The sequence below is a fragment of the Pseudoalteromonas sp. NSLLW218 genome (genome assembly GCF_015864775.1).
GTDB lineage: Bacteria > Pseudomonadota > Gammaproteobacteria > Enterobacterales > Alteromonadaceae > Pseudoalteromonas.
The window spans coordinates 150,723-163,970 of the sequence record NZ_JADYWO010000010.1; the positions used below are offsets into that span (position 1 = coordinate 150,723).

Annotated in this window: 7 protein-coding genes and 1 pseudogene; all 8 read left to right on the forward strand. The window is 42.9% G+C overall.

Annotated elements, in window-relative coordinates; genetic code table 11:
• Nucleotides 1–319 precede the first annotated feature (319 nt).
• The gene (rplJ, locus tag I6E80_RS16110) at nucleotides 320–814 is read left to right on the forward strand and encodes a 50S ribosomal protein L10 (RefSeq protein WP_002958881.1); all 495 of its coding nucleotides are present in this window, start codon (nucleotides 320–322) and stop codon (nucleotides 812–814) included.
• Nucleotides 815–890: 76 nt separating this feature from the next.
• Nucleotides 891–1,253, forward strand: coding sequence for a 50S ribosomal protein L7/L12 (rplL, locus tag I6E80_RS16115; protein ID WP_002958882.1), 363 nt, complete (start codon nucleotides 891–893; stop codon nucleotides 1,251–1,253).
• 271 nt (nucleotides 1,254–1,524) lie between these two features.
• The gene (rpoB, locus tag I6E80_RS16120) at nucleotides 1,525–5,550 is read left to right on the forward strand and encodes a DNA-directed RNA polymerase subunit beta (protein WP_024600087.1); all 4,026 of its coding nucleotides are present in this window, start codon (nucleotides 1,525–1,527) and stop codon (nucleotides 5,548–5,550) included.
• Between the two features lie 104 nt (nucleotides 5,551–5,654).
• On the forward strand, nucleotides 5,655–9,830 hold the full coding sequence (rpoC, locus tag I6E80_RS16125) for a DNA-directed RNA polymerase subunit beta' (RefSeq protein ID WP_024600088.1): 4,176 nt from the start codon (nucleotides 5,655–5,657) through the stop codon (nucleotides 9,828–9,830).
• A gap of 194 nt (nucleotides 9,831–10,024) precedes the next feature.
• Nucleotides 10,025–10,399 carry a 30S ribosomal protein S12 gene (gene rpsL / locus I6E80_RS16130; RefSeq protein WP_002958885.1) on the forward strand — a complete coding sequence of 125 codons (375 nt, stop codon included), beginning with the start codon at nucleotides 10,025–10,027 and terminating at the stop codon, nucleotides 10,397–10,399.
• A 97-nt stretch (nucleotides 10,400–10,496) separates the two neighbouring features.
• On the forward strand, nucleotides 10,497–10,967 hold the full coding sequence (gene rpsG, locus I6E80_RS16135; protein WP_010555004.1) for a 30S ribosomal protein S7: 471 nt from the start codon (nucleotides 10,497–10,499) through the stop codon (nucleotides 10,965–10,967).
• A gap of 27 nt (nucleotides 10,968–10,994) precedes the next feature.
• Nucleotides 10,995–13,109: an elongation factor G gene (fusA, locus tag I6E80_RS16140; protein WP_024600089.1), complete on the forward strand. Its 2,115-nt coding sequence runs from the start codon at nucleotides 10,995–10,997 to the stop codon at nucleotides 13,107–13,109.
• Nucleotides 13,110–13,171: 62 nt separating this feature from the next.
• Nucleotides 13,172–13,248: pseudogene (locus tag I6E80_RS16145) on the forward strand (elongation factor Tu); the annotation flags it as partial.

Here is a 13,248-nt window from a genome sequence, read left to right on the forward strand (position 1 = left end):
AGTGTTTACATGGCGTGAAATTTGTACTATAATTTTGCGCCATTTTGTTGATTAATTTATTAATTGGCAAAGTAAAGAATTCGGGTTGAAGTCCATAATTTCGCTAAGCCTTTGGCAAAGCGATAAATTGGGCTTCCGTCCAAGACCGTAGGTGGCTTAGGCCTTAATATTCACCTACGTAGACGGTGTAGACCCCAGATAGATTTTTCCTAATCCTTCTGGCTCTCGCCGTAAAAAGCATCTCTACCTTGTTTGGTAGGGAAGAGTAGAACAGGGGAATCCGATAATCGGTATCCCCATTAAACCAGGAGTAACACCCATGGCTTTAAATCTTCAAGGCAAAAAAGCAATAGTTGCTGAAGTCAACGAAGCAGCCAATGGTGCTCTATCTGCAGTTGTTGCAGATTCTCGTGGTGTAACAGTTGGCGCAATCACTGCCCTTCGTAAAGAAGCTCGTGCAAATGGTGTTTGGATGAAAGTTGTCCGTAACACTTTAGCAAAACGTGCTCTTGAAGGAACAGATTTTGAGTGTCTTTCTGATTCATTTGTTGGTCCAAGCTTAATCGCTTTCTCATCAGAGCACCCAGGTGCTGCTGCGCGTATCTTTTCAGATTTCGCGAAAAAGAATGAGAAATTCGAGCTTAAAACGGCCGCTTTTGAAGGAAATGTTGTTGATGCAGCAATGCTTGCTACATTACCTACATACGACGAAGCTGTTGCACGCTTAATGAGTGCTATGAAAGAAGCGTCTGCTGGCAAATTGTGTAAAACAATTGAAGCAGTACGTGTACAGAAAGAAGAGCAAGCTGCTTAATTTTAAGCTGTTTAATCTCACTTTCGGTGTAAAATTTATTTGGACGTAATGTCCGTTAATTATTAGGAAATTTGTAATGTCTGTATCTAAAGACCAAATCCTTGACGCAATTGCTGAAATGTCAGTAATGGACGTTGTTGCTCTTATCGAAGCAATGGAAGAAAAATTCGGCGTAACTGCTGCAGCTGCAATGGTAGCTGGTCCAGCTGCTGAAGCTGCTGAAGAGAAAACAGAATTTGACGTAATCCTTACTGGCGCTGGCGCTAACAAGGTTTCTGCAATCAAAGCTGTTCGTAGCGCAACTGGCCTTGGCCTTAAAGAAGCGAAAGCTCTTGTTGAAGCTGCTCCTACACCTGTTAAAGAAGGTGTATCTAAAGAAGAAGCTGAAGCACTTGCAAAAGATCTTACTGAAGCTGGTGCTGAAGTTGAGGTTAAGTAATTTAGCTTTTGCTAAGTTCGCTGCCTGAGAAATCAGGCAAGGGCTGGTGATTATTTAATCACCGGCCTTTTTGCGCTATAGAGTGATGCACTCTTTTAGTTCAAATAAAATCTGATTTTTTCTTTACTTTCAACGCTTTATAGTTTGCTAGTGTTAAAGTGAGATCTAATTAGAACAACAGTTAAATGTTGTAAAATCTTGGCATAGCTGCCAGTTAAGTCTGTTCTTACAAGAACAGGTCGGGTCAAAGATCAGCAAGCTGAGGAACCCCATGGCTTACTCTTATTCTGAAAAGAAACGTATCCGTAAGGATTTTGGTAAACGTCCACAAGTTTTGGATATACCTTTTTTACTGTCTACACAGTTAGAATCGTTTAAAAAATTCTTAGTGCCGGACGCTGATGGCGATCATGGTTTGGAAGCTGCCTTCCGTTCTGTGTTCCCTATTAAAAGCTACTCGGGAAATTCTGAGCTTCAATACGTAAGTTATCGTATTGGTGAGCCAGTTTTCGATGTAAAAGAATGTCAAATTCGCGGTGTGACTTATTCTGCTCCACTTCGCGTGAAACTGCGTCTTGTTGTTATGGACAAAGAAGCACCAGGCACAGTTAAAGACATTAAAGAGCAAGAAGTTTACATGGGCGAAATTCCGCTCATGACAGATACCGGTACTTTTGTAATCAATGGTACAGAGCGTGTTATCGTTTCTCAGCTACACCGTAGCCCTGGTGTATTCTTTGATAACGACCGCGGTAAAACCCATTCATCGGGTAAAGTATTATATAACGCACGCGTTATACCTTACCGTGGTTCATGGTTAGACTTCGAATTTGATGCAAAAGATAACTTATATGTACGTATTGACCGCCGTCGTAAATTACCGGCGTCTATCATCCTACGTGCACTAGAGTATTCTAGCGAACAAATCCTAGATATGTTCTTCGATAACACTACGTTTGAAGTAACGAACGGTAAAGTTCTTATGGAACTTGTACCTTCGCGTTTACGTGGTGAAACTGCCGCTTTTGATATCAAGAGCGAAGACGGTGAAGTATTTGTTGAAAGCGGTCGTCGTGTTACGGCTCGCCACATCAAGAGCATCGAGAAGAAAGGCATTAAGCAATTAGAAGTACCACATGAGTACATCATTGGCCGTATTGTAGCTAAAAACTATGTTGATGAGTCAACTGGTGAAGTTATTGCAAATGCAAATGACGAGCTAACTCTAGAGCTAATGGCTGAATTGGTTAAAGCTGGTTACACTAAAATTGATACGTTATATATCAATGAAGTGGACAGCGGTGCTTACATGTCAAATACTTTGAACATTGACTCTGCAAGCAGCCGTTTAGAAGCACTAGTAGAAATTTATCGCATGATGCGCCCAGGCGAGCCACCGACGAAAGACGCGGCTGAAGCCTTATTCCAGAACTTGTTCTTCTCTGAAGAACGTTACGACTTATCTACTGTAGGTCGTATGAAGTTCAATAGCCGTGTTGGTTACGATACAGACACAGGCCCTGGCACATTAAGCAAAGAAGACATCGTGTCTGTTATGAAAGTATTAATTGCTATTCGTAACGGTCAAGGCGATGTTGATGATATCGACCACTTAGGCAACCGTCGTATACGTAGTGTTGGCGAAATGGCTGAGAACCAATTCCGTGTTGGTCTAGTACGTGTTGAACGTGCTGTACGTGAGCGTTTAAGCTTAGGTGACCTTGACGCGATAATGCCACAAGATCTTATTAACGCTAAGCCTATTTCGGCAGCTGTTAAAGAGTTCTTCGGCTCGTCTCAGTTATCACAGTTTATGGACCAAAATAACCCACTATCAGAAGTTACGCATAAACGTCGTATCTCTGCATTAGGTCCGGGCGGTCTAACTCGTGAACGCGCAGGCTTTGAAGTACGTGACGTTCACGTAACTCACTATGGTCGCGTATGTCCAATCGAGACTCCTGAGGGTCCAAACATCGGTCTAATTAACTCGTTGTCTACGTACGCACGTACAAATGACTACGGTTTCTTAGAAACACCTTACCGCAAAGTGGTAGACGGTGTTGTAACTGATGAAGTTGATTATTTATCAGCCATTGAAGAAGGTCAGTTTGTTATTGCACAGGCGAACTCAAACTTAACTGAAACCAATGAGTTTGTTGATGAACTTATCCCATGTCGTCACAAAGGTGAATCTACCTTTATGGGTCGCATGGACCAGCAGTATATGGATGTATCACCACAACAGGTGATCTCTGTAGCGGCAGCACTTATCCCGTTCCTAGAACACGATGATGCTAACCGTGCATTGATGGGTTCAAACATGCAACGTCAAGCAGTACCAACATTGAAAGCGGATAAGCCGTTAGTAGGTACTGGTATTGAGTTAACACTAGCGAAAGATTCTGGTGTAACTATCGTTGCTAAACGTGGTGGTGAAGTAATGTATGCTGACGCAAGTCGCATCGTTGTAAATGTACATGAAGAAGAACGCATTCCTGGTGAAGCGGGCATCGACATCTACAACTTAACCAAATACACACGTTCAAACCAAAATACATGTATTAACCAAAAGCCAACTTGTATGGTTGGCGAACCGGTTACTCGTGGTGACGTGTTAGCAGATGGTCCTTCGACTGACTTAGGTGACTTAGCCCTTGGTCAAAACCTTCGCGTGGCATTCATGCCATGGAACGGTTACAACTTCGAAGATTCAATCTTGTTATCAGAGCGCGTAGTTGAAGAAGATCGTCTAACGACTATCCATATTCAAGAACTACAGTGTGTTGCCCGTGATACTAAATTAGGTCCAGAAGAGATCACTGCAGATATCCCGAATGTGGGTGAGTCTGCGCTAGGCAAGCTTGATGAATCAGGCGTTGTATATATTGGTGCTGAAGTTAAAGGCGGCGATATCCTAGTAGGTAAAGTGACTCCTAAAGGCGAGACACAGCTTACACCTGAAGAGAAGCTACTGCGTGCTATCTTCGGCGAAAAAGCGTCTGACGTTAAAGACAGCTCTTTACGTGTACCAAATTCTGTAACTGGTACCGTAATTGACGTGCAAGTTTTCACCCGTGATGGTGTTGAAAAAGATAAACGCGCGTTAGAAGTTGAAGACATGCAGCTTCGCGAAGCGAAGAAAGACTTCAACGAAGAGTTCCGTATTTTAGAAGCAGGCGTTTTAGACCGTGCACGTAAGCTACTTATAGCTGCTGGTTTTGATGAAGATAAACTTGCATCTCTAAATGCTGAAAAAGTACTTACGCAAAGCCTTGCTGAAGAAGACAAGCAAGCTGAGCTTGAGCAACTAGCTGCACAGTACGATGAACTTAAAGCTGAATACGATAAGAAGTTTGAAAACAAACGTCGTAAAATTACCCAAGGTGATGACCTAGCACCAGGCGTACTTAAGATTGTTAAAGTATACCTAGCTGTTAAACGTCGTATCCAACCGGGTGATAAAATGGCGGGTCGTCACGGTAACAAAGGTGTTATCTCGACTATCGTACCAGTAGAAGATATGCCTTACGATGACAAAGGTCGTACGGTAGATATCGTATTGAATCCACTAGGTGTACCATCGCGTATGAACATCGGTCAGATCCTTGAAACACATATGGGTCTTGCTGCACGTGGTATCGGTGAACGTATTGAAGAGATGATGAAAGAACAACGTGAGCTTCATGAGCTACGTGAATTCATCAAGCAAGCTTACGAAATTGGTGAATCTCGCCAAGTTGTAGACATTGCTAGCTTCACTGATGACGAAATTCGTCGTCTAGCTGAAAACTTAAAAGGTGGTTTACCAATAGCTACTCCTGCATTTGATGGCGCGAAAGAAAACGAAATCAAAGACATGCTTGAGCTTGCGGGCTATCCTCGTAGTGGTCAGGTTACACTTTATGATGGCCGTACTGGTGATCAGTTTGAACGTCAAGTAACTGTTGGTTACATGTACATGCTTAAACTTAACCACTTGGTTGACGATAAGATGCATGCACGTTCTACTGGTTCTTACAGCCTTGTTACTCAGCAGCCGCTGGGTGGTAAAGCACAGTTCGGTGGCCAGCGTTTTGGTGAGATGGAAGTATGGGCACTTGAAGCTTACGGTGCTGCTTACACTCTACAAGAAATGCTAACAGTGAAATCGGATGACGTGAACGGTCGTACTAAGATGTATAAAAACATCGTTGATGGTAACCATAAAATGGAACCAGGTATGCCAGAATCGTTCAACGTATTGTTGAAAGAAATCCGCTCACTGGGTATCAACATCGAGTTGGAAGAAAATTAAGCCAATTAGATGCTGCAGTTAACGCTGCAGCATCTGTTACGGCTGAATAGAATGTAGGGACGAGACTATCCGTCCTCAAGATTAACTCCGACAGGAGAGCTAAGGTGAAAGACTTACTTAAGTTTCTGAAGCAACAAAATAAGACCGAAGAATTCGATGCAATTCGCATTGGTCTTGCTTCACCAGACATGGTTCGTTCATGGTCATACGGTGAAGTAAAGAAACCTGAGACTATTAACTACCGTACTTTCAAGCCTGAGCGCGATGGCTTATTCTGTGCCCGTATTTTCGGCCCAGTGAAAGATTATGAGTGTTTATGTGGTAAATATAAACGCCTTAAACACCGTGGTGTGATCTGTGAAAAGTGTGGCGTTGAAGTAACACTCACTAAAGTGCGACGCGATCGTATGGGTCATATCGACCTTGCGAGCCCAGTTGCACATATATGGTTTTTAAAATCATTACCGTCACGTATTGGCTTAATGCTAGATATGACGCTTCGTGATATTGAACGTGTTCTTTACTTCGAATCATTCGTAGTAACTGAGCCTGGTATGACAACGCTTGAGCGTGGTCAGCTATTAGGTGAAGAAGAATACTTAGATTCACTAGAAGAGCATGGTGATGAGTTTGAAGCGAAGATGGGTGCTGAAGCAGTTTTAGACTTGCTTCGTGAACTCGATCTTGCTCAATTAATTGCTGAGATGCGTGAAGAGTTACCAACAATTAACTCTGAAACTAAGCGTAAAAAAATCACTAAACGTCTTAAGTTAATGGAATCGTTCCACCAATCAGGTAATAACCCTGAGTGGATGATCATGACAGTACTTCCAGTATTGCCACCAGATCTACGCCCATTAGTACCATTAGACGGTGGTCGTTTTGCGACATCTGATCTAAACGACCTTTACCGCCGTGTTATTAACCGTAATAACCGTCTTAAGCGTCTACTAGATTTAGCAGCACCAGACATTATTGTACGTAACGAAAAACGTATGTTACAAGAAGCGGTAGATGCGCTACTTGATAACGGTCGTCGTGGTCGTGCAATTACAGGTTCTAACAAGCGTCCTCTTAAATCTCTTGCTGATATGATCAAGGGTAAGCAAGGTCGTTTCCGTCAGAACTTACTTGGTAAGCGTGTAGATTATTCAGGCCGTTCTGTAATCACAGTTGGTCCTACACTTAAGCTTCACCAATGTGGTCTTCCTAAGAAGATGGCACTAGAGCTATTTAAACCATTCATCTATGGCAAATTAGAGCGTCGCGGCATGGCTACGACAATCAAAGCAGCTAAGAAGATGGTTGAACGTGAAGTTCCGGAAGTATGGGATGTACTTGACGAAGTAATTCGTGAACATCCAGTATTACTTAACCGTGCACCAACACTTCACCGTTTGGGTATCCAAGCGTTTGAGCCTGTGCTTATCGAAGGTAAAGCGATTCATTTGCATCCATTAGTATGTGCGGCTTACAACGCCGATTTCGATGGTGACCAAATGGCGGTACACGTACCGTTAACAATCGAAGCGCAGCTTGAAGCTCGTGCATTGATGATGTCAACAAACAACATTCTATCTCCTGCGAATGGTGAGCCAATCATCGTTCCTTCACAGGATGTTGTATTGGGTCTTTATTACATGACTCGTGACCGCATTAACGCTAAAGGCGAAGGCGCGATATTTAAAGATCCAAAAGAAGCAGAAAAAGCATACCGTAGTGGCAATGCAGACCTTCACGCTATTGTGAAAGTACGTATTAGCCAATCAGTTAAAAACGAAGACGGCGTAGTAGAAGATACTATCACTGTTATCGATACAACTGTTGGTCGTGCAATTTTGTCTCTAATTTTACCTAAAGGCATGCCGTTTGCGTCAATCAACCAGCCGCTAGGTAAAAAGCAGATTTCTGGCTTATTGAATGAGTGTTACCGTCGTCTAGGTCTTAAAGATACAGTTATCTTTGCTGACCAAGTTATGTACACCGGTTTCCATTACGCAATGAAGTCAGGTGTTTCTATCGGTATTGATGACTTAGTTATCCCACCGGTTAAAGCACAGATAATTGAATCAGCTGAAGCTGAAGTTACTGAAATCAACCAACAATTCCAATCAGGTCTTGTAACGGCTGGTGAAAAGTACAATAAAGTTATCGATATCTGGTCACGTGTAAACGAAAACTTATCACGTGAAATGATGTCTAACTTGTCGAAAGACACAGTTATTAATGCTAAAGGTGAAGAAGTAGAGCAACCGTCATTTAACTCAGTGTTTATGATGGCCGACTCAGGTGCTCGTGGTAGTGCTGCACAGATTCGTCAGTTGGCGGGTATGCGTGGTCTAATGGCACGTCCAGATGGTTCAATCATCGAGACGCCAATCACAGCTAACTTCCGTGAAGGTCTAAACGTACTTCAGTACTTCATCTCAACGCATGGTGCGCGTAAAGGTCTTGCCGATACAGCACTTAAAACAGCTAACTCGGGTTACCTAACGCGTCGTCTAGTAGACGTTGCACAAGATTTGGTAATCAATGAAGATGACTGTGGCACAGAAGATGGCTTAACAATGAAACCGCTTATTGAAGGTGGTGATGTTGTAGAAGCACTTCGTGAACGTGTTCTAGGTCGTGTTGTTGCTGAAGATATTGTAATTCCAGGTACTAATACAGTACTTGTTGAACGTAATATCATGCTTGATGAAAAACTGTGTGATCTTTTAGAAGAGCACTCAGTGGATGAAGTTCGCGTACGTTCTGTTATCACATGTGATAACGACTTTGGTGTATGTGCTAAGTGTTATGGTCGTGACCTTGCACGTGGTCATATCATTAACGCGGGTGAATCAGTCGGTGTTATCGCGGCGCAGTCAATCGGTGAGCCGGGTACACAGCTTACGATGCGTACATTCCACATCGGTGGTGCAGCATCAAGAGCGTCAGCAGAAAACAACGTACAAGTTAAAACTAACGGTACATTAAAACTGCACAACGCTAAATATGTATTAAATACAGATGGTAAGATTGTTATTACCTCACGTTCTACTGAGATCACTATCATTGATAGCTATGGTCGTGAAAAAGAGCGTTATAAAGTACCTTACGGTGCGGTATTAACAGTGCAAGATAATGCTGAAGTTCAAGGTAACGACATCGTTGCTACTTGGGACCCGCATAGTCACCCAATCGTTCTTGAGCATAAATCAAAAGTATCGTTTAGCGATATCGATGATTCAAATACAGAAACGCAGACTGATGAACTAACCGGTTTAACCCGTATAGTTGTTAAAGATCTTGCTAAAGTAAATACGAAAGAACCAAAGCTTATCATTGAAAATGAAGAGCGCGGTCTGCAAGAAACACGTCTTCCTTCATTCACGACGATTGAAGTTATTGACGGCGTTACAGCAAACCCAGGTGACGTGTTAGCACGTATTCCGCAAGAAGGTTCGAAAACTCGTGATATCACGGGTGGTCTACCACGCGTAGCCGACTTATTTGAAGCTCGTAAGCCAAAAGAACCAGCTATATTAGCTGAAGTAACTGGTACTATTAGCTTCGGTAAAGAGACCAAAGGTAAGAAGCGTTTAGTTATTACTCCAGCAGAAGGCGATCATTACGAAGAAATGATTCCTAAGTGGCGTCAACTTAACGTGTTTGAAGGTGAGCAAGTGTCTAAAGGTGAAGTTATCGCCGATGGTCCTGAATCGCCGCATGACATCTTACGCCTACGTGGTGTGACTCATGTTGCTAACTACATCGTTAACGAAGTGCAAGAGGTTTACCGTTTGCAAGGCGTTAAGATCAATGACAAGCACATTGAAACAATTATCCGTCAGATGATTCGTAAATGTACCATCATACACGGTGGTGATACTGACTTCTTAGCCGGTGAACAAATCGAAGTGGCGCGCGTTAATATCGCAAACCGTGACCTTGAAAAACAAGGTAAGATACCAGCTAAGTTTGAAATCCAGTTAATGGGTATCACAAAAGCATCACTAGCAACAGAATCTTTCATCTCTGCAGCGTCTTTCCAAGAGACAACACGTGTTCTTACAGATGCGGCAGTGAATGGTAAGAGCGATGAGCTTCGCGGTCTGAAAGAAAACGTAATTGTGGGTCGTTTGATCCCAGCCGGTACCGGTTTTGCGTATCATCAAGAACGTATGGCTCGCCGTAAACAAAGCAAAGTAGTAGTAGAAGAGCAAACAGTAAGTGCAGAAGAGGCAACTCAAGCACTTACAGACGCTCTAAATGCTGATTTGTCTGGAAATCAATAAACTGTTCTTAATCAATAGATTAAGTGATCGTGAGGCAGTTATATGCTGTCTTACGGTTAGTTTAGGTTGACAGGTTAAACTTTGCTCATTAAAATTCCGCCACCCATTTACTTGTGTGCTCAATGCAGGCTCGTAAATAAAGGGCGGATTTTTTATTTTTTTCAGTAGTAATTTTAATTTCAGGAGCTATTTAAATGGCAACTATTAACCAGCTAGTGCGTAAGCCACGCCGTAGCAAGGTTACGAAAAGTAACTCAGCTGCACTAAAAGCGTGTCCGCAAAAGCGCGGTGTATGTACTCGCGTATATACAACTACACCTAAGAAACCTAACTCGGCGTTACGTAAAGTAGCACGTGTACGTTTAACTAACGGTTTCGAAGTAACTTCATACATTGGCGGTGAAGGTCATAACCTTCAAGAGCATAGTGTAATCCTAATCCGTGGTGGTCGTGTTAAAGATTTACCAGGTGTGCGTTTTCACACTGTTCGTGGTGCACTTGACTGTGCAGGCGTTAGCGATCGTCGTCAAGCTCGTTCTAAATACGGTGCAAAACGCCCTAAAGGCTAATTGTTTTCCGTTAGTAAGGCCAAGCACTAAATATTTATAATTATTGTTTTGGGTGATTGACTCGAAAGAGCAAACCTGAATAAACCGGAGATACAAAATGCCTAGAAGACGCGTAATCGGTCAACGTAAAATTCTTCCAGATCCTAAGTTCGGATCGGAACTTCTTGCTAAATTCGTTAACATCGTGATGTTAGACGGCAAGAAATCTACTGCTGAAAAAATTGTTTATGGTGCGCTAGACGTGGCTGCTGAGAAATCAGGCAAGTCGCACCTAGAAATCTTTGAAACTGCACTTGATAACATTCGCCCACAGGTAGAAGTTAAATCTCGCCGTGTTGGTGGTTCAACTTATCAAGTACCAGTTGAAGTACGTCCAGTTCGTCGTAACGCATTAGGTATGCGTTGGTTAGTAGACGCTGCACGTAAGCGTGGCGAAAAATCTATGGGCTTACGTTTAGCTCAAGAAATCGTTGACGCTTCTGATAATAAAGGCACTGCGGTTAAGAAACGTGAAGACGTTCACCGTATGGCTGAAGCGAATAAAGCATTCGCTCATTACCGTTGGTAATCTGTCTTTAACCTTTAAGAGGATCATATGGCACGTACAACTCCACTTGAGCGCTATCGTAATATAGGTATTGTTGCTCACGTAGATGCAGGCAAAACCACCACAACAGAACGTGTTCTGTTCTACACAGGTCTTTCTCATAAGATCGGTGAAGTACATGATGGCGCTGCAACTATGGATTGGATGGAGCAGGAACAAGAGCGTGGTATCACAATCACTTCTGCTGCAACAACGTGTTTTTGGAAAGGGATGGACGCTCAATTTGACGCCCATCGTATCAATATTATTGATACTCCAGGACACGTAGATTTCACTATTGAAGTAGAGCGTTCTTTACGTGTACTTGATGGTGCGGTAGTTGTTCTTTGTGCTTCATCTGGTGTACAGCCGCAAACTGAAACAGTTTGGCGTCAAGCGAACAAATACGAAGTTCCGAGAATGATCTTCGTAAATAAAATGGATCGCACGGGCGCTGACTTCTTAGCTGTGGTTAGCCAGGTGAAATCTCGTCTTGGAGCAACGCCTGTTCCAATTCAGTTGCCTGTAGGCGCTGAGGACGACTTTAAAGGTGTTATTGACCTTATAAAAATGAAAGTGATTAACTGGAACGAAGCGGACCAGGGTATGACTTTCTCTTATGAGGCAATACCGGCAGAACTTCTGGAATTAGCTGAAGAATGGCGCTCTCACTTAGTTGAAAGCGCTGCCGAAGCAACAGAAGAACTAATGGATAAATACTTAGAAGGTGAAGAGTTAAGTGAAGCAGAAATTAAAAATGCTTTACGCCAACGAACATTAGCGAATGAGATTGTTCCAGTTACTTGTGGGAGCGCATTTAAAAACAAAGGCGTTCAAGCTGTGCTTGATGGCGTTGTTGAGTATATGCCGTCACCAGAGCAAGTGAAACAAATCCAAGGTATTCTAGAAAATGGTACTGAGGAAGAACGTCCGGCTAATGATAAAGCGCCGTTTGCTGCACTCGCTTTTAAGATTGCAACAGACCCGTTTGTTGGGACCTTGACCTTTTTCCGTGTTTACTCTGGTACTGTTAAACAGGGTGACACGGTATATAATCCAGTAAAAAGTAAGCGTGAGCGACTTGGCCGTATCGTACAGATGCATTCAAACTCTCGTGAAGAGATCAAAGAAGTTTTCGCAGGCGACATCGCGGCAGCTATTGGTCTTAAAGACGTAACAACAGGTGAAACACTGTGTGATCCGAATTCTATTATTACGCTTGAGCGTATGGAATTCCCTGAACCAGTAATCTCTATTGCGGTTGAGCCTCGCACTATAGCTGACCAAGATAAGATGGGTATCGCGCTAGGTAAACTAGCTGCTGAAGACCCTTCTTTTCGCGTACAAACTGACGAAGAATCAGGCCAGGTTATAATCTCTGGCATGGGTGAGCTTCACCTAGATATCATCGTCGACCGTATGAAACGTGAATTCAGTGTTGAATGTAACGTTGGTAAGCCGCAGGTCTCATACCGAGAAGCTATTCGTTCAACTGTTAAGGTTGAAGGGAAGTTTATACGTCAGTCAGGTGGTCGTGGTCAATATGGTCACGTTTGGCTTAAACTTGAACCGATGGACATTACGGATGATGAGTCACCAATCTACGAGTTCGTTAACGAAACCGTAGGTGGTTCTGTTCCTAAAGAGTTCGTTCCTGCGGTAGACAAAGGTATCCAAGAGCAAATGTCTCAAGGTGTACTTGCAGGCTACCCATTACTTGGCGTTAAAGCGACTTTATATGATGGTTCATTCCATGATGTAGATTCGAATGAAATGGCATTTAAAATAGCAGGTTCACTGGCAATGAGAGATGGGGCGCGTAAAGCTGACCCTGTACTTTTAGAGCCAGTAATGAAGGTTGAAGTACTCACTCCTGATTCAAATATGGGTGATGTAGTTGGCGACTTAAACCGTCGCCGCGGCATAATCGAAGGCATGGAAGATGCATTAGGTGGACTTAAGCAAATTAATGCGCAAGTTCCTCTTTCTGAAATGTTTGGTTATGCGACTGCTTTACGATCTGCAACACAGGGCCGTGCCTCATACTCTATGGAGTTTGTGAAGTACGCTGAAGCATCTAAAAATGTTGCAGATACAATAATTTCAGCTCGCGCTGTTATATAATTTTAGCTTGTCTGGCTCAATAGTGAGTCAGGCTTTAATTTCTTTATTAGGAATTTTTTAAGATGGCAAAAGAAAAGTTTGAACGCGTAAAACCGCACGTAAACGTTGGTACAATCGGCCACGTTGACCACGGTAAAAC